The sequence below is a fragment of the Aliihoeflea sp. genome (assembly GCF_052435475.1).
Taxonomy (GTDB): Bacteria; Pseudomonadota; Alphaproteobacteria; order Rhizobiales; family Rhizobiaceae; genus Aliihoeflea.
In genome coordinates this window covers 186,835-204,065 of the sequence record NZ_JBQVMV010000002.1, presented here as the reverse complement: position 1 = coordinate 204,065, position 17,231 = coordinate 186,835, and the positions used below count along the sequence as shown (strand labels likewise).

19 protein-coding genes are annotated in these 17,231 nt (G+C 63.5%); 9 read left to right on the top strand and 10 right to left on the bottom strand.

Features of this window, described 5'->3' with window-relative positions:
• Nucleotide 1 precedes the first annotated feature (1 nt).
• The 6 genes from ugpE to ACT6QU_RS04035 all read right to left on the bottom strand — a co-directional run bounded on the left by ugpE (nt 2) and on the right by ACT6QU_RS04035 (nt 5,863).
• The gene (gene ugpE, locus ACT6QU_RS04060; protein WP_024588902.1) at nt 2–850 is read right to left on the bottom strand and encodes a sn-glycerol-3-phosphate ABC transporter permease UgpE; all 849 of its coding nucleotides are present in this window, start codon (nt 848–850) and stop codon (nt 2–4) included.
• 61 nt (nt 851–911) lie between these two features.
• Entirely contained in the window at nt 912–1,796 is an 885-nt protein-coding gene (gene ugpA / locus ACT6QU_RS04055) for a sn-glycerol-3-phosphate ABC transporter permease UgpA (RefSeq protein WP_444564460.1), read from the bottom strand.
• Nucleotides 1,797–1,916: 120 nt separating this feature from the next.
• Entirely contained in the window at nt 1,917–3,227 is a 1,311-nt protein-coding gene (gene ugpB, locus ACT6QU_RS04050) for a sn-glycerol-3-phosphate ABC transporter substrate-binding protein UgpB (RefSeq protein ID WP_444564461.1), read from the bottom strand.
• A gap of 170 nt (nt 3,228–3,397) precedes the next feature.
• A complete protein-coding gene (locus ACT6QU_RS04045) occupies nt 3,398–4,012 on the bottom strand; it encodes a glutathione S-transferase family protein (RefSeq protein WP_444564462.1) in 615 nt (204 codons plus the stop codon).
• Nucleotides 4,013–4,109: 97 nt separating this feature from the next.
• Nucleotides 4,110–4,958 carry an EAL domain-containing protein gene (locus ACT6QU_RS04040; RefSeq protein ID WP_444564463.1) on the bottom strand — a complete coding sequence of 283 codons (849 nt, stop codon included), beginning with the start codon at nt 4,956–4,958 and terminating at the stop codon, nt 4,110–4,112.
• Complete coding sequence (locus tag ACT6QU_RS04035) at nt 4,955–5,863, bottom strand: EAL domain-containing protein (protein WP_444564464.1); 909 nt, start codon at nt 5,861–5,863, stop codon at nt 4,955–4,957. Before ACT6QU_RS04035 ends, ACT6QU_RS04040 begins: the two co-directional genes overlap by 4 nt.
• Nucleotides 5,864–6,038: 175 nt before the next feature.
• On the opposite strand from ACT6QU_RS04035, the gene ACT6QU_RS04030 reads away from it, so the two are divergent.
• The 5 genes from ACT6QU_RS04030 to ACT6QU_RS04010 all read left to right on the top strand — a co-directional run bounded on the left by ACT6QU_RS04030 (nt 6,039) and on the right by ACT6QU_RS04010 (nt 10,658).
• The gene (locus ACT6QU_RS04030) at nt 6,039–7,241 is read left to right on the top strand and encodes a pyridoxal phosphate-dependent aminotransferase (protein WP_444564523.1); all 1,203 of its coding nucleotides are present in this window, start codon (nt 6,039–6,041) and stop codon (nt 7,239–7,241) included.
• Nucleotides 7,242–7,437: 196 nt separating this feature from the next.
• Nucleotides 7,438–9,072 (top strand): BCCT family transporter, encoded by a 1,635-nt coding sequence (locus ACT6QU_RS04025; RefSeq protein ID WP_444564465.1) that lies wholly within the window; start codon nt 7,438–7,440, stop codon nt 9,070–9,072.
• Nucleotides 9,073–9,270: 198 nt separating this feature from the next.
• Nucleotides 9,271–9,486: a cold-shock protein gene (locus ACT6QU_RS04020; protein ID WP_024588910.1), complete on the top strand. Its 216-nt coding sequence runs from the start codon at nt 9,271–9,273 to the stop codon at nt 9,484–9,486.
• Between the two features lie 380 nt (nt 9,487–9,866).
• On the top strand, nt 9,867–10,079 hold the full coding sequence (locus ACT6QU_RS04015; protein WP_024588911.1) for a cold-shock protein: 213 nt from the start codon (nt 9,867–9,869) through the stop codon (nt 10,077–10,079).
• Nucleotides 10,080–10,235: 156 nt separating this feature from the next.
• Nucleotides 10,236–10,658 carry a BA14K family protein gene (locus ACT6QU_RS04010; protein ID WP_444564466.1) on the top strand — a complete coding sequence of 141 codons (423 nt, stop codon included), beginning with the start codon at nt 10,236–10,238 and terminating at the stop codon, nt 10,656–10,658.
• A 98-nt stretch (nt 10,659–10,756) separates the two neighbouring features.
• Here ACT6QU_RS04010 and ACT6QU_RS04005 read toward each other — a convergent pair whose 3' ends face one another.
• Complete coding sequence (locus tag ACT6QU_RS04005; RefSeq protein WP_444564467.1) at nt 10,757–11,395, bottom strand: MBL fold metallo-hydrolase; 639 nt, start codon at nt 11,393–11,395, stop codon at nt 10,757–10,759.
• Between the two features lie 234 nt (nt 11,396–11,629).
• Nucleotides 11,630–12,523, bottom strand: a complete 894-nt coding sequence (locus ACT6QU_RS04000; RefSeq protein ID WP_444564468.1) for a branched-chain amino acid aminotransferase — start codon at nt 12,521–12,523, stop codon at nt 11,630–11,632.
• Nucleotides 12,524–12,759: 236 nt separating this feature from the next.
• On the opposite strand from ACT6QU_RS04000, the gene ACT6QU_RS03995 reads away from it, so the two are divergent.
• The 4 genes from ACT6QU_RS03995 to ACT6QU_RS03980 all read left to right on the top strand — a co-directional run bounded on the left by ACT6QU_RS03995 (nt 12,760) and on the right by ACT6QU_RS03980 (nt 16,092).
• Nucleotides 12,760–13,314 (top strand): MarR family winged helix-turn-helix transcriptional regulator, encoded by a 555-nt coding sequence (locus tag ACT6QU_RS03995; RefSeq protein ID WP_444564469.1) that lies wholly within the window; start codon nt 12,760–12,762, stop codon nt 13,312–13,314.
• Nucleotides 13,315–13,350: 36 nt separating this feature from the next.
• Nucleotides 13,351–14,055 (top strand): response regulator, encoded by a 705-nt coding sequence (locus ACT6QU_RS03990; protein ID WP_444564470.1) that lies wholly within the window; start codon nt 13,351–13,353, stop codon nt 14,053–14,055.
• A gap of 67 nt (nt 14,056–14,122) precedes the next feature.
• The gene (locus ACT6QU_RS03985; RefSeq protein WP_444564471.1) at nt 14,123–15,532 is read left to right on the top strand and encodes an ATP-binding protein; all 1,410 of its coding nucleotides are present in this window, start codon (nt 14,123–14,125) and stop codon (nt 15,530–15,532) included.
• Nucleotides 15,533–15,675: 143 nt separating this feature from the next.
• Nucleotides 15,676–16,092: a DUF983 domain-containing protein gene (locus tag ACT6QU_RS03980; RefSeq protein ID WP_444564472.1), complete on the top strand. Its 417-nt coding sequence runs from the start codon at nt 15,676–15,678 to the stop codon at nt 16,090–16,092.
• Here ACT6QU_RS03980 and ACT6QU_RS03975 read toward each other — a convergent pair.
• Both ACT6QU_RS03975 and ACT6QU_RS03970 read right to left on the bottom strand, forming a co-directional pair.
• Complete coding sequence (locus ACT6QU_RS03975; RefSeq protein ID WP_444564473.1) at nt 16,089–16,448, bottom strand: tRNA-binding protein; 360 nt, start codon at nt 16,446–16,448, stop codon at nt 16,089–16,091. The genes ACT6QU_RS03980 and ACT6QU_RS03975 overlap by 4 nt on opposite strands.
• A gap of 145 nt (nt 16,449–16,593) precedes the next feature.
• Nucleotides 16,594–17,094 (bottom strand): YbjN domain-containing protein, encoded by a 501-nt coding sequence (locus ACT6QU_RS03970; RefSeq protein WP_024588921.1) that lies wholly within the window; start codon nt 17,092–17,094, stop codon nt 16,594–16,596.
• Nucleotides 17,095–17,231 lie beyond the last annotated feature (137 nt).

Below are 17,231 nucleotides of genomic sequence, written 5' to 3'. Positions count from 1 at the left end.
CTTATTTTTCGGTTTCGACCAGGCCCTTGACGAACCAGCGCTGCATGAAGAGCACGACGAGGATCGGGGGCAGCATGGCGAGGACGGCGGTGACCATGACCAAATGCCATTGCGTATCGGCATCGGCGAACGAGATCATCTTCCGCAGCGCGATGACGATCGTGTTCATGGAATTGGAGTTGGTGACCAGAAGCGGCCACAGATACTGCGTCCAGCCATAGATGAACATGATGACGAAGAGCGCGGCGATGTTGGTCTTCGACAGGGGCATCAGGATGTCCTTGAAGAAGCGCCACGGCCCTGCCCCGTCGACGCGCGCGGCCTCGATCAGTTCGCCCGGAATGGTCAGGAAGAACTGGCGGAAGAGCAGCGTCGCCGTCGCCGATGCGATCAGCGGCAGGATCAGGCCGGCATAGGTGTCGATCAGGCCGAGATCGACCATCACCTTGTAGGTCGGCAGGATGCGGACTTCGACCGGCAGCATCAGGGTGATGAAGATGATCCAGAAGAAGACCATCCGGCCGGGAAAGCGGAAGAACACGATGGCGAAGGCCGACAGGACCGAAATCGCGATCTTGCCGATGGCGATGCCGAGCGCCATCACCAGCGTGTTGAACAGAAGCGTGCTGGCGGGCACGCCGCCGATGCGCCCGACGCCGCCGAACAGCGTCTGGTAGTAGTTCTCGAAGAACCGGTCGCCCGGCAGGAGCGGCAGCGGCGGCCGCAGGATCGTCTGCAGCGAATGGGTCGAGGCGACGAAGGTGTAGTAGATCGGGAAGGCGACGATGAGGACGCCGAGGATCAGGACGGCATGGGCGATGTAGCGCGACGTGCGCGAGACGCCGAGCATGTTGCCCTCTTCGCGCCGGCCGAGCTTGGCGGCGGTGGATTTGCCGTTCACGGCAGCAGCCTCAGCCATAGTGCACCTTCTTTTCCACGTAGCGGAACTGGATCGCGGTCAGCACGATGACGATGACCATCAGGATCACGGATTGCGCGGCGGAATCGCCGAGGATCAGGTTCACGAAGCCGTCGTGATAGACCTTGTAGACCAGCGTCTCCGTCGACTTGCCCGGACCGCCGCCGGTGACGGCATGGATGATGCCGAACGTGTCGAAAAAGGCGTAGGTCGTGTTGATGACGAGCAGGAAGAACGTCGTCGGCGCGAGCAGCGGGAAGATGATCGTCCAGAAACGCTTGGTTTCGCCAGCGCCGTCGATGGCGGCGGCTTCGATCAGCGTCTTCGGGATCGCCTGCAGGCCAGCGACGAAGAACAGGAAATTATAGGAAATCTGCTTCCACGCCGCCGCCGCGATGACGAGGATCATCGCCTGGTCGCCCTTCAGGAGCGGGTCCCAGGCATAGCCGGCCGAGCGCAGCATGAAGGCGAAAGTGCCCATCGCGGGATTGAACATGAACAGCCACACCATGCCGGCGATCGCCGGTGCGATGGCGTAGGGCCAGATCAGCATGGTGCGGTAGATGCCCTTGCCCTTGATGATCTTGTCCGCCATCACCGCCAGCAGCAGCGCGATCGACATGGCGAAAAAGGCGACGGCGATGGAGAATACCGCCGTGTTCTCGACCGCGTTCAGATAATTCGGATCGGCCAGCACGCGCTGGAAATTGCGCATGCCGACGAAGGTGGTGCGCAGCCCGAACGGGTCCTCGCGCAGCACGGACTGGTAGAGCGCCTGGCTCGCGGGCCAATAAAAGAAGATGCCGACGATGACGAGCTGCGGCAAGAGCAGCGCATAGGGCAGGATCTTGTTGGGGAAGACGACGCGCGGGGACAAGGGATTTCCTCTCGATGCCGGGCTCTCTGGGGTCGGGACGCGGCGCGAGGCCACGTTCCCCCTTAAAGCACCGCCCGCGTGTCGGCCACGCGGGCGGCAATGTCGTTCATGAAAGCCGGCTTAGTTGCCGATGGCTTCCTGGATGGCGGCATTGGAGCGCTCGACGGCATTGTTCAGCGCCGTCTGCGCGTCCTGCTCGCCGGCGAGCATCTTTTCGAACTCTTCGTTCTGGATGTCGCGGACCTGCGGCAGGTTGACGAGACGCACGCCGCGCGAATTCTCGGTCGGCTCCTTGCCCATCATCTGCGTGATCGGAATCTCACGGCCCGGGTTCTCCTCGTAGAAGCCCGATTCCTTGGTCGCCTCATACGCGGCCATCGTCACCGGCAGGTAGCCGGAAACCTGGTGCAGGCGGGCCTGGATCTCGGTCTGCGAGAGGAAGTCGAAGAACGCCGCGACACCGGCATATTCCTCGTCCGACTTGCCTTCGAACACCCAGAGGCTCGCGCCGCCGGGAATGGTGTTCTGCGGGGCACCTTCGGCTTCCGGATAGTAGGGAAGCTGGCCGAGGCCGTAATTCATGCCCGAATTGATGACGTCGCCGAGACCACCCGAGGATTCGGTCATGATCGCGCATTCGCCCGACAGGAAGAGCTGCTTGGCTTCCGAGGTGCGCCCGCCATAGCGGAACGTGTCGTCGGCGGCGAGGTCGGCGAAATTCTGGAAGTGGGTGACGAACTGGCCTTCATTGATCTTCAGCTCGACATCGGTGCCGGCCAGGCCGTTCTCGTTGGTGCCGTACTGAAGGTTGTTCCAGGCGGCGAAGTTCTCGAGGCCGATCCAGGTCAGCCAGGTCGAGGTCAGGCCGCACGGGGCAGCACCCGATTCCTTGATCTTCTTGGCGGCTTCGAAGACTTCCGGCCAGGTTGCGGGCGGGGTTTCCGGATCGAGACCGGCTTCCTCGAACACGTCCTTGTTGTAGTAGAGGATCGGCGAGGAGGAGTTGTAGGGGAAGGACAGCATGGTGCCGTCCGGACGCGAGTAGTAGGCGGCGATGCCGGCCAGGTACTGCGACTTGTCGAACTCGGTGCCGCCCATCGACAGGATGTCGGCGACCGGCTTCACGGCGCCTTCGGCAGCCATCATGACGCCCGTGCCGACGTCGAAGACCTGGATGATGTGCGGCGCCTGGTTGGCGCGGAACGCGGCGATGCCCGCATTGAGCGTCTCGGGATAGGTGCCCTTGAAGACCGGAACGACCTTGTACTCGTCCTGGCTGTCGTTGAATTCGGCGGCCAGCGTGTCGACGACTTCGTTGTTGGCGCCGGTCATGGCGTGCCACCAGTCGATCTGCGTCTGGGCGAGCGCGGTCGAGGCGGACAGAAGGGTAAAGGTGGCGGCAAGACCCGCCGCATAGGCTTTCATGGACATGTTTCGCTCCCGTTTGTTGGCGAAAGGTTACTTCCGCGAACCGCACTATCGGCGGTTTGTGACAACCGGACAACAGTTTTGCTGTTATCCGGTGAAACTGGAAACGAAATTTCCCGAAATCGGCTAAGAGTCAACAGGAAAGCTGCCGAGTTGCGCAGTTTGCCTAGCTTTCAGGCAGGTGTCCAACCGATTTCGACATGGCACTCATCGGCAGCCACGCGCGCAAGCCACGCCGAAACGAAAGGAAACCGCGCCAATTCGAAACCGGCGGCTTCGGCATCGTGGGTGTAGGCGTAGAGCGCGATGTCGGCGACGCAGAGCCCTTCGCCGGCAAAGAACGGCGCGCGCGCAAGCCGTTGTTCCATCACGGCGAGCGCCTTGTTTCCGCCGTCGAGAAGCGCCGCCATCCGCTTTTTGCTCACCGCTGCGGCAAGGTGCGGATATTTGACCAGCGAGCGGCGCACCGCGATCTGGGGCTCGTGGCTGTACTGCTCGAAGAACAGCCACTGATAGGCGAGCGCGCGCTCATAGGGGTCGGTCGGCAGGAAGCGCGTGCCTTCGGCCAGATGCAGCAGGATCGCGTTGCTTTCGGCCAGCATCCGCCCGTCCTCGAATTCGAGCAGCGGAACCTTGCCGTTTGGATTTTTGGCCAGGTAGTCGGCGGTCCTGGTGCCGCCATCGACGGTCGAAACCTCGACATGGCGGAAGGGCCGCCCGAGCTTGGCGAGCAGAAGGCGCGGCTTGTAGCAATTGCCGCTGTCGGTCATTCCGTAAAGGGTCAGCATGTCGCTCTCCGCTGGTTCGGAGCGAGATTGCCAAGCCTAGCCGTGCCAAGCGAGCCCCTGCCGGTGATGGATCGATGATTTCGCCTGATGAAAGCGCTCAGGCCGGACGCCGCAGCGGGATGACCTTGCCGTGCGGGCGCAAAAGTTCGGGCAGGCGCAGCGGGCGCTGGGTGAAGGCGGAACCGGCCAGGAAAGGCGGCGCTAAGAGGAAGCCCTGATACATGTCCGCGCCGACATCGAGCGCCGCCTCGAATTGCGGCGTCGTTTCCACCCCGTCGGCCAGAACCTCGATGCCCTGCGCGTGAAGCAGCGCCGTCAGCCGCGCGAGCAGCGTGCGGGCCTCGGGCGCCCGCGCCACCGTGCGGAACCATGTCCCGTCGAGGCGGATATAGTCGGGCGTCGCCGCCATCGCCGCCGCGATGCCCGCCGGCTCGGGGCCGAAATCGCACAGCGCGACGCGAAATCCGTGCGCACGCACCGCGACCGCCTGTTCGGCCGCCATGGGCGTGGCCGCAAACTCGCACCAGATGCGCGGCGGATCGTAGCCCTCCTCCTCGAGCTCGTCCGTCGCCAGACGCAGAAGCCTGAGCGCGGCGTCGAGCATGTCGCGCGGCATCTGGTCGAGCCGCAGCGCAAGGGTCGCCGTATCGAGATCGACATAGGGGAGGTTCGCGATGTGCAGCGTCTGGCACAGACATTCGAATGTCAGCCGGTCTTCGCCGCGCAGCCGCTCGAAGAAGCGCGAGGGCAGCGCCGGCCGCCCGTCGCGGCTCGGCCGCACCAGCGCCCGCGCGCCCACGACCGAAAGCCGTCCGCTCTGCAGGCGATAGATCGGCTGGTAGGCGGAGCGCAGGACGTGACCGTCGAAGTGACCGATGGCAAGGCCGATCTCGTCATGGAGGATCGCCGCCGCGACATTGGTGCCGAGATCCGCGAAACGGGTCATATCAGCCCCCGCCGGCCGAAGACCCGGCCCTGCGGCTTGCGCGCGATGACCGGGGCGTCCCCGACGATGAGCGCTTCCGGTGCCGGGTCTGAAGGAGTGCACGCCTGCGCGGGTTCGCCGCCTTCGAGCCGAAAGCTCGTCGGCGACAGTTCGGGCCGTGCGAGGACGAAGCCCTGGACCATCGACGCACCCACTTCATGCGCCACGTCGAGCTGCCAGTTTTCCTCGATGCCCTCGAAGACGGTCACGATGCCCTGCTGCCGAAATTCCCCGACCATGACCTTAAGCAAGGTGACGCCGGGCTGTGAATCCATCAGACGGGCTACCCATTTGGCGTCGAACTTGACGATGTCGGGCCGCAACTGCTTGACGCGCTCCATGTCCGAGCTTTCGGCGCCGTAGTCGTCTACGGCGACGCGATAGCCCTCGCGGCGCAGCGCGGCGACGAAATCCTGCAGCGCAAGGGCCGAGCCCGACGGCTGCTCCGTCACCTCGCAAACGATGTTCTCGAACGGCAGGCCCGCCTCGCCCAGCACGATCCGCATTTCGTGCAGCGCCGTGTCGACCACCGGCTTTTCGCAAAAGAGCGAGGGGTCGAAATTGATGAACAGCGTCACCTGCGGCCCGAACGCCGTTCCCGCATTGAGGATGTGAAGATCGCGCGCCAGCGCCTCGACACGTAGACGGTCGATGCTCGGAATGGCGGCGAAGAACTGGCCCGGCGACGTCGCCTGGCCATCGCGGAAGGGCCGGATCAGCCCTTCGAATGCCCGCTGCTTCAAGCCGTCGGGCTCGAAGGCGAAGATCGGCTGGAAGGCGGTCTTGAGGACATAAGGTCCCCAGTGGCCGACGGCGGTGCCGTCGGCTTCGCGCATGATGTGCGGCAGGCCGAGACTGCGGGCCAAGAGAACGGCCCTCCCCTGGGCGACAAACTTCCTGCGAAGCTTAGTTGCACAAGGCTAAGCAGGCGTTAATCGCGGATGACTGGTCCAACCTTCGAGCCTTGCGATTCGACGCCGGATCATTCATTAAGCCGGCGGCCGCGACAGGCGGCTGAAAACGAGCCGGAGACGAATGACCATGGCCTTTCTTGCCGATGCCCTTTCCCGCGTGAAGCCGTCCGCGACCATCGCGGTGACGCAGAAGGCGCGCGAACTGAAAGCGCAGGGTCGCGACGTCATCGGCCTTGGCGCCGGCGAGCCCGATTTCGACACGCCGGACAACATCAAGGATGCCGCCGTCGAGGCCATCCGCCGTGGCGAGACCAAGTATCCGCCGGTCTCCGGCATTTCCGAACTGCGCAAGGCGATCGCTGCCAAGTTCAAGCGCGAGAACAATCTCGACTACACGCCCGAGCAGACCATCGTCGGCACCGGCGGCAAGCAGATCCTGTTCAACGCCTTCATGGCGACGCTGAACGCCGGCGACGAGGTCATCATCCCCCGCCCCTATTGGGTCTCCTACCCGGAGATGGTGGCGATCTGCGGCGGCACGTCGGTTTTTGCCGAAACCTCGATCGACAATGGCTTCAAGCTGACGGCCGAGGCGCTGGAAAAGGTGATCACGCCGAAGACCAAGTGGCTGTTGATGAACTCGCCGTCGAACCCGTCCGGCGCGGCCTATACCGAGGCCGAGCTGCGCGCCATCGCCGACGTGCTGCTCAAGCACCCGCATGTGTGGACGCTGACCGACGACATGTACGAGCACCTGACCTATGGCGACTTCGTCTTCAAGACGATCGCCGAGGTCGAGCCGAAGCTCTATGAGCGCACGCTGACGATGAACGGCGTCTCCAAGGCCTATGCCATGACCGGCTGGCGCATCGGCTATGCGGCCGGTCCGATCGCGCTGATCAAGGCGATGGACATGATCCAGGGCCAGCAGACCTCCGGCGCCTGCACCATCGCGCAGTGGGCGGCGGTCGAGGCGCTGAACGGACCGCAGGACTTCGTGGCGAAGAACAAGGACATCTTCCAGGGACGCCGCGACCTCGTCGTCTCGATGTTGAACCAGGCCAAGGGCATTTCCTGCCCGGTGCCGGAAGGCGCGTTCTACGTCTATCCGTCCTGTGCGGAGCTGATCGGCAAGAAGACGCAGGGCGGCAAGGTGATCGAGACCGACGAAGATTTCGTCTCGGCGCTTCTGGAGCAGGAAGGCGTCGCCGTCGTCCACGGTTCGGCCTTCGGCCTCGGCCCGAATTTCCGCATTTCCTACGCGACTTCCGAAGCCTTGCTGGAAGAGGCTTGCAGCCGAATCCAGCGCTTCACGGCGTCGCTTCTCTGAGCCGATTTTTCACCGACGGCCAGAATTATGGTTGAAATGAGGCGTCAGCGCGTTAGGTTCCCGTGCCATCGCGCTTTCGCCGGCTTTCTTTCAGGTTGATCAGATACCGTCACGATATGCCGCAGCGGAAGCTGTGCATTTCTGCTTGCTGACAGAGGATACCTCCGAGCAAGGAACTAAAGACGGGGACCTATCCATGGAAGAAGAACCAAACAAAAGCACCGCTACGGTCGATGATATCGACTACGAGGTCGGACAAGACAACATTCAGGTCTTCGGACTGGATATTCACAACCCGGTCTTCGCGATCTCGGGCGGCGTGGTGGTCGTCTTCGTGATCCTCACACTGCTGTTCCCGGTGACGACTGGGGATTTCTTCGCCTGGCTGCGGCCTTGGCTGACCGACAATTTCGACTGGTTGCTGATGATCGCGGGCAATCTGTTCGTGCTGTTCAGCCTTGTCCTCATCGTCACGCCGCTCGGCTCCATCCGCCTCGGCGGCGCCGATGCAAGGCCCGACTACAGCTATCTCGGCTGGTTCTCGATGCTGTTCGCGGCCGGCATGGGCATCGGCCTCATGTATTTCGGCGTTTCCGAACCGCTCGGTCACTACCAGGCCGCACTCGGCGGCGTTACGGTCGAAAACGGCGTTCGCACCGATTGGGCTCCGCTTGGCGGCGCTGAAGGTGACACAGCCGCGGCACAAAGCCTCGCAATGGCCGCAACCATCTATCACTGGGGCCTTCACCCCTGGGCGATCTACGCCGTTCTCGCGCTGTCGCTCGCCTTCTTCTCCTACAATCGCGGCCTGCCGCTGACGCTGCGCTCGGTCTTCTATCCGCTTCTGGGCGAGCGCGTCTGGGGCTGGCCGGGCCACATCATCGACACGCTCGCCGTCTTCGCCACGCTCTTCGGTCTCGCCACTTCGCTCGGTTTCGGCGCCGAACAGGCGATGGCGGGCATCGAATTCCTGTTCGGCATTCCGGCAACGGACGGCAACAAGGTCATCCTGATCGTCGTCATCACGGCCATCGCGCTGGTCTCGGTCGTGGCCGGGCTGGAAGCGGGCGTGAAGCGCCTGTCGGAAATCAACATGGCGCTGGCTCTTACCCTGCTCCTGTTCATCCTGCTGGCCGGGCCGACGCTGGTGATCGTCACCGGCTTCTTCCGGAACACGGTGTCCTACTTCACCTACCTCCTGCCGCTGGCCAACCCGTTCGGCCGGGAGGACGTCAACTTCCTGCATGGCTGGACGACGTTCTACTGGGCGTGGTGGATTTCTTGGTCGCCCTTCGTCGGCATGTTCATCGCCCGCGTCTCGCGGGGACGCACGGTGCGCGAATTCATGACCTGCGTCCTGATCGTGCCCACCGTCCTGTCGATCATCTGGATGTCGACCTTCGGCGGCACCGCGATCGATCAGGTCGCCGTCGCCGGCAACGCGCTGGTTGCCGAGGCCTCGGACGACCTGAAACTGTTCATCATGGCCAACGCACTGCCGCTGACGCAGATCGTCTCGTTCGTCGGCATTGTGCTCGTCATCATCTTCTTTGTCACCTCGTCGGATTCGGGGTCGCTGGTGATCGACACCATCACCGCCGGCGGCAAGGTCGACGCGCCAACCGCGCAGCGCGTCTTCTGGGCCTCGTTCGAAGGACTGGTTGCGATCACACTCCTCTTGAGCGGTGGCCTGGCCGCGTTGCAATCGGCGGCCGTGGCGACGGGCCTGCCCTTCGCCGTCCTCCTGGTGCTGATGATGTTCAGCACCTGGCGGGGCCTTCGCGGCGAGCGCTACGTGACGACGATACCGGCATCCGCACCGGGTCAGTGACGCAACGGGGCCAAGGCATGGATTCAACCATACCTTGCCTTGGCCGCCGTTCCGTGTCATGCAATATGCGTTCGGGTATTTGACGGCCCGGAGACTGGAACGTTTTGGACGACCTTTCCCCGATTTCGTGAACTCTCGACGACCGCGACCGCAACCGAACGGCGGACGCACACCACAATCAGGGCATAGGAGTCCCACATGAGCAGCCAGAGCGGCACCGTTAAGTTCTTCAACACCACCAAGGGCTTCGGCTTCATCACGCCGGACGACGGCGCGAAGGACGTGTTCGTCCACATCTCCGCCGTCGAAAAGTCCGGCCTGCGCACCCTCGTCGACGGCCAGAAGGTCACGTTCGACGTCGAGCCGGACCGCATGGGCAAGGGCCCGAAGGCCGTCAACCTTCAGGAAGCCTGATCCCTTCGCAGCATCGCTGCAGGGAACGACGAAGCGCCGCCCGAAGCGGCGCTTTTTTTGTCGGTCGGATTTGCTTCACACGTGCAGGAAACTTTTTCTTGCCGAGTGTTTCAAAATGCGGGACAGTCTTGACGTTCGGGCAATTGCCGGCCCGGAGACTGGAATAGAATGACCGGATCGACAGACCAGACGACCATGATCGCTCGCAAAGTCCATCCGGCTCGACCGCGAAAAGAATGGGGGACTTCAACCCCGCGCACCGCCCTGTTTCCTTCTCCCTCAAAAAGAGCACTGCCCAATCAAGCGCCGGGCGCCGGCGCGCCCTTATGTCATGGGGCCGAACACCCCTGATGCAATCCCGGGAGATGAGGAACCTTCCCATGCCGCAGAGTGGAACAGTCAAATTCTTCAATCACGCCAAGGGCTTCGGCTTCATCACGCCGGATGACGGGCAAAAGGACGTGTTCGTCCACATCTCCGCCGTACAGGCCTCGGGCCTGCAGGGCCTGGAGGACGGGCAGAAGGTGAGCTTCGAAACAGAGCCGGACAAGCGCGGCAAGGGCCCGAAGGCCGTCAACCTCACCGTTGGTTGAAGCCGTTATGTTTCGAGCCTCGCGAAGCCTGCTTCGCGGGGCTTTTCCATGCGTTTTCATCCGTGATTTGCCGTTCAGCATCCGTTCATCGAAAGAGACTTAAATCTTGTAGCAACGCCGGCGATGGATGTGTTTGGGCCGGTCAGGAGTAGAACGATGAACCGCATTGTGAAGACAGCCGCCGTCTCCGCACTCGTTGCAGTCACGGCGCTCACCGCCGCAATTCCCGCCAATGCCGGCGAGCGCTGGCGCCACCGCGACCGCGTCAATGGCGGCGATGTCGTCGCCGCCGGCGTCCTCGGCCTTGCCGCCGGCGCGCTGATCGCCGGCTCGGCCAACCGCCCCGTCTACCGCGAGCGCTATTACGACGATGGCTACTACGCCCCCCGCCCTGTCTACCAGCGCCCCGTCCGCGTCTACGAACAGCCCCGCCCGGTCTATGTCGAGCGCTATTCGAGCTTCGAGCCGTGGACCCGCGACTGGTACCGCTACTGCTCGGACCGCTACCGCTCGTTCGACCCGGACACCGGCACCTTCGTCGGCTACGACGGCGTCCGCCGGTTCTGCGAAGCGAACTGAGGTTTCAGGAATTGACGAAAAGGCCCGCCGGTTGGCGGGCTTTTTTGTTGGGTGGTGGTGAGGTTTGAGGTCGCGGTTTTTTTGAATTAACCCCCATCTCACACCAGAAACGGATTGTTCCGCCGCTCGTCCCCAAACCGACCCCCCGGCCCATGACCGCAGATGAAGCCGATCTCGTCACCGAGCGGCAGCAGCTTTTCCTTGATCGAGCGGATCAGCGTGTCGTGGTCGCCGCCCGGCAGGTCGGTGCGGCCGATCGAGCCGGCGAACAGCACGTCGCCGACATGGGCGAAGCTGGCGGCGCGGTTGTAGTAGACGACGTGGCCGGGCGCATGGCCGGGGCAGTGCAGCACCTCGAATTCATGCTCGCCGAACGACACCTTCTCGCCCTCGGCCAGATACCGGTCGGGGGTGCAGTTGGCGAGGCCCTCGATGCCGTAATTGCGCGCCTGATCGGCGATGCGCGACAGCAGCGGCGCGTCGGCCTCGTGCGGGCCGACGATGTCGACGCCGAGCGCTGCCTTCAATTCCATCGCGCCGCCGGCATGGTCGAGATGGCCGTGCGTCAGCCAGATCGCCTCGATCGTCAGTCCGTTTTCGGCAACGACCTTCGTCAGCGTCTCGACGTCCCCGCCAGGATCGACGACCACGCCGCGCTTCGTCGCCTCGTCGAACAGGATCGTGCAGTTCTGCTGGAACGGCGTGACAGGGACGATCCCCGCTCTCATCTCACCCATGATGGTCTCCTCTTTGTCGGGCTCTACCTGAGGAGAATAAGGGCGGATTGCAAGGGTGGAAGGCGATGCATGTCCATCCCGCGTCATCCCGCAACGGGTGCGGCGCGTAGCGGCGTACCCGTATGCGGGAACCATTCCGTGACCGTAATTCCAAGGTGGAAACCGCACGGAGTGGGTTCCGGATATCCGGTCCCCGCTTCGCGCGGACCGAATCCCGGAACGACACGCTTTTCTCTACTCCGCCGCGATGGCGTGCTTGGGCTGCACTTCGGCGGAATAGTCGTTCATCAGATTGCGCGAGATCTCGCCCGGCGTGAAGCGATAGGGGCCGACTTCGGAGACGGGCGTGACTTCGGCGGCCGTACCGGTCAGGAAGCACTCCGAAAAGCCTTCCATCTCCTCCGGCTGGATCGCGCGCTGGACGACTTCGATGCCGCGGCGCTTGGCGAGGTCGATGACCGTGCGGCGCGTGATGCCGTCGAGGAAGCAGTCCGGGTCCGGTGTGTGGATCTGGCCGTCCCTGACGAAGAAGACGTTGGCGCCGGTCGCTTCCGCGACGCGGCCGCGCCAGTCGAGCATCAGCGCGTCGGCATAGCCCTTGGCCTCGGCCGCGTGCTTGGACAGCGTGCAGATCATGTAGAGGCCGGCAGCCTTCGACTTCGACGGCGCCGTGCGTGGGTCGGGGCGGCGGTATTCGGCGAGGTCGAGCCGGATGCCCTTCAGCTTCTGCTCGGGGTCGAAATAGCTCGGCCACTGCCAGATCGCGATCGCGCAGTTGATGCGGTTCGACTGCGCCGAAACGCCCATCATCTCCGAGCCGCGCCAGGCGATCGGGCGAACATAGGCGTCCTGAAAACCCTGCTTCTTCAGAAGCTCGCGGCAGGCGTCGTCGATCTCGCCGACGGAGTAGGGAATCTTGAAGCCCAGCAGGCGCGCGGATTCGTGCAGGCGCTCGGTGTGCTCGGTCAGCTTGAAGATCTCGCCGCCATAGGCCCGCTCGCCCTCGAACACGGCGCTGGCATAGTGGAGGCCGTGGGTCAGCACGTGAATCTTGGCGTCCGCCCATTTGACGAATTCGCCGTTCATCCAGATATGGCCGTCCAGTTGGTCGAAGGGAACGGATGCCATGGTAACCTCCCGCGGGCCTTTGCCCTGATCGTTGAGAGCTGCGTTTCTTGTCCTGTCGCGTTTCGTCCGCATTGGCGCGACGGGGTGGCAAATTGAAGGAAGTTCCAGAAAAATCCGCTTCGACTTGCCTTTTCGTTCGTCAATTGGCGAAAAGATTGGCAAAAATTACAAGCCCGTGCAATTTATGTCAACAAGGCTGACATAAATTTCGAATCTGCTAGGCTGACGATACGATGATGGCGAAGAAACCGGCCGAAATGGCCAAGGCGATCCGAACCCCGCTGACGGTCGATGACGGTATCGATTTCCCGATGATCGAGCTGTTCTTCTTCGCCTATCGCGATTTCACCTCCGATCCCGACCAGTTGCTGGCGACCTACGGGTTCGGGCGCGCGCATCACCGCGTCGTCCACTTCGTCAACCGCATACCGGGCCTGACGGTCGCCGAGTTGCTGGACGTGCTCAAGATCACCAAGCAGAGCCTTGCGCGGGTGCTGAAACAGTTGATCGACACCGGCTACATCGTCCAGATCCAGGGCTTGCGCGACCGGCGCCAGCGCGAGCTCTATCCGACCGCCAAGGGACGCGACCTCGCGCTTGCGCTGGCCGCGCCACAGTCCCGCCGTATCGCCAATGCACTGACGCGCCTGGACACGCAGGATCGCGAGACGGTCGAGACCTTCCTGAAATCGATGGTCGATCCCGACCTGCGCGCCCAGATCGAACAGCTTCCCGACGCCGCCGGAAACGTGCAGGATAAAGCGGTCGCCGAACCGGAAGCAACGCGATAGAAAACGACTTTCGGGCGGGGATCGAAGGGAGCATTCATGACCGAGACCACTCCAATTCTGGATGACGATGCCCCGCATCTGCTCATCGTCGACGACGACACGCGCATCCGCAGCCTGCTCGAGCAATATCTGGGCGAGAACGGTTTTCGCGTCACCGCCGCGGGCGACGCGGCCGAAGCCCGCCGCAAGCTGGCCGGGCTCGATTTCGACCTGATCGTGCTCGACGTGATGATGCCCGGCGAGACCGGCGTCGAACTGACAAAGTCGCTGCGCGAGGAAAAGGACGTTCCGATCCTGATGCTGACCGCACTGTCGGAGACCGACAACCGCGTCGAGGGCCTGGAGGCCGGTGCCGACGACTACCTGCCCAAGCCCTTCGATCCGCGCGAACTGATCCTGCGTGTCAACGCGATCCTGCGTCGCGGCGGCCCGCTGACCACGCCCAAGGTCGAGCAGATCGTCTTCGGCCCCTACACGTTCCAGATCACCCGTCGCGAACTGAAGCGTGGCGGCGAGCTTTTGCGCCTGACCGACCGCGAGCAGGAAATCCTGGCGATGTTCGCCGAGCGCGCCGGAGAGACGATCCCCCGCCACGAACTCGTCGGAGACGGCTCGGAAGTCGGCGAGCGCACGATCGACGTCCAGATCAATCGCCTGCGCCGCAAGATCGAGAAGGACCCGTCCAACCCGATCTGGCTGCAGACCGTGCGCGGCATCGGCTACAGGCTGAGCGTCGAATAGAACGCTCGGCTTTTCTTTGAGCTTCGCCTCGCCCTGTCCTACAGTCGAGCATAAGCGGTAGGTGACGATGGCGAGTTCGGACATCACGGAACGGGAAGGCGAAAGGCGCGAGACGGCGCCCAGCTTCGGCGAAAGCGTGATCGCGCTCTGGCAGCGCACGGCCCGCCGCGTCGCCCGCTATATGCCCAAGCGCCTCTATGCGCGCTCGCTGATCATCGTCATCGCGCCGATGATCCTGTTCCAGTCGATCGTCGCCTTCGTCTTCATGGAGCGGCACTGGCAGACGGTGACGATGCGCCTGTCGGCCGGCGTCACGCGCGACATCGCCGCGATCATCGACATGATCGAGACCTACCCGCCGGGCGACAACTACGCCAACGCGATCCGCATCGCGCAGGAGCGGCTGGGTCTGAAGGTCGACCTCCTGCCGGCCGATCCCCTGCCCGCGCCCGGACCGAAGCCGTTCTTCTCGATCCTCGACCATTTTCTCAGCCAGGAGATCAACCGCCAGATCAACCGGCCCTTCTGGCTCGACACGGTCGGCAATTCCAACGTCGTCGAAATCCGCGTTCAATTGCAGGACAAGGTTCTGCGCGTCTTCGCCCGAAGATCGCAGACCTATGCGTCGAACACGCACATCTTCCTGCTCTGGATGGGCGGCACGTCGCTGGTGCTGCTGGCCATCGCCATCGCCTTCCTGCGCAACCAGATCCGCCCGATCCTGCAACTGGCGGAGGCCGCCGAAAGCTTCGGCAAGGGCCGGCCGATGCCTTCCGACTTCCGCCCGCGCGGTGCCGACGAGGTGCGACGCGCCGGCAAGGCCTTCATCCAGATGCGCGAGCGCATCGAGCGCCAGATCGAGCAGCGCACGGCGATGCTGACCGGCGTCAGCCACGATCTGCGCACCATCCTGACCCGCTTCAAGCTGCAGCTCGCGCTGGCCGGGTCCAAGATGGATACCAAGCCCATGGAGCAGGACATCGACGACATGCAGTCGATGCTGGAAGGCTACCTCGCCTTCGCCAAGGGCGATGCGTCGGAGGACACCGGCTTTTTCGATCTGGAGGAATTCCTCGGCAAGCTGGAGGCGGAGGCCAAGCTGCGCAAGCGCAAGCTGACGACCAAGCTCACAGGCCGGCCCGAGATCACCGTGCGCCCGATCGCCTTTTCGCGGCTCCTGTCCAACATCGTCGGCAACGCGTTCCGCTACGCCAAGAAGGTCGAGATCACGGCCGTCCATTCGGCCGGATCGCTGACCGTCACCGTCGACGACAACGGGCCGGGCATCCCCGCCGAGCGCCGCGAGGACGTGTTCAAACCCTTCGTGCGCCTCGACGAGGCCCGCAACCAGGACGCCAGCGGCACCGGCCTCGGCCTCTCGATCGCCCGCGACATCGCCCGCGCCCATGGCGGCGACATCAAGCTGGGCGACAGCCCGCTCGGCGGCCTGCGCGCGGTCATCCGCGTGCCGGCATGAGCATGTGAGCCATGCCGACGAAGATGCTGCACCGCTGAGGCGCGAAACCTGCTAGATTGCCGCAGGGTGACTTGCCGCATTGTTGCGGCGAACGATGTCTGCCACGGATATGCGAGCCGTCATGGCCAGCAAAGTGCAAGACGATGACCGACACGACCTACAATCCGACTGACAATCCGATGAAGACCGGCATTCTGGGCCGCTGCCCGCAATGCCAGAAGGGGCACCTTTTCGACGGCTTCCTGTCGCTCGCCCCGCGCTGCGAGGTCTGCGGCCTCGACTATTCCTTCGCCGACCCGGCCGACGGTCCGGCCTTCTTCGCCATGTCGCTCGCCTGCGTGCCCGCACTCGCCTTTGCGGTATGGATTCAGGTCAATTTCGAGCCGCCGCTCTGGGTGCATGTGATCACGACCCTGCCGCTGATCGTCGCCTGCTGCGCCGCGCTCCTGCGCCCGCTCAAGGGCTGGCTGGTCTGCTCGCAATATTTCCACAAGGCCGAGGAAGGCAGGATCGACCGCGACTGGCACGCCGCCCGGTCGCGACGTGAGGAGGACGGCTAAAAAAGCCGCCCGCCATCCGGCACGCGCTTGTCGATCGCGCCGAGCACGACTTCACCCTCTTCGTCGGGAAAGCCGAGCGTCAGCACTTCGGACATGAACTTCCCGATCTGGCGCGGCGGAAAGTTCACTACGGCCATCACCTGCTTGCCGACGAGGTCGGCCGGTTCATAATGCCGAGTGATCTGCGCGGAAGACTTCTTCACCCCGAGCGGCGCACCGAAATCGATCCGGAGCTTGATCGACGGCTTGCGCGCCTCGGGATAAGGCTCCGCCTCGACGATCGTACCGGCGCGGATGTCGACCTTATCGAAATCGGCGAAGTTGATCTCAGGTTTCAGGTCGACGCTTCCTGACATGGATCACTACCGTTGGTGATTGGCCAATTCGGGTCAGGGTGAGCCGAAAACGGGTCGATTTCGAGAACCGGAGCGGAGCGTACATTTGGTACGTGAGCACCGGAAGCGCAGAAAGCGGCCGTTTGCAGGCCACCCTCGCCCGAATTTACGCGTTGCCGCGGGTCTCGAAGAGGACGTTCGCCAGCGCGTCCCGGGCGTTCGAGCCGGACCAGACGACGAACTGGAAGGCGGGGAAGTAGCATTCGCAGGCTTCGAGCGCGGAGTGCAGGAGGACTTCGACCTGCTGGCTCGTCGGTTCGGCGCCGCCGGACAGAAGCAGCGACTGGCGGAACATGATCGCGCCTTCCTGCTCCCAGAGGTCGAAATGGCCGAACAGCATCTGCTCGTTGATCAGCGAGAGGAGGCGCATGACTTCGAGCGCGCGGTTTTCGGGAACCTTGATGTCGAACGCGCAGGCCAGGTGCAGCGCCTCGAAATCCTCCATCCAGGAGAAGGAGACGTGGTAGTCGGTCCAGCTTCCAGCCACCGAGATCGCGATCTCGTCGCTGCCTGTCCGCTCGAACGACCATTCATTGGTGTTGGCGACATGCTCGATCACATCCACCGGGTGGAGATCGCGGGCGATATCGAGTTCAACAAGGCTCATCAAAATCTTTGCTTTCCCGTTCGTTCCCGGCGCGGCACGCGCGCCAATCAGGACCTGCCCCACACGGACTGAAACTGCCGGCGACAGCCGCATCGAACCGGCCGTCTCACCGTCTCCCGCAGGACCCCGGCGCTTCG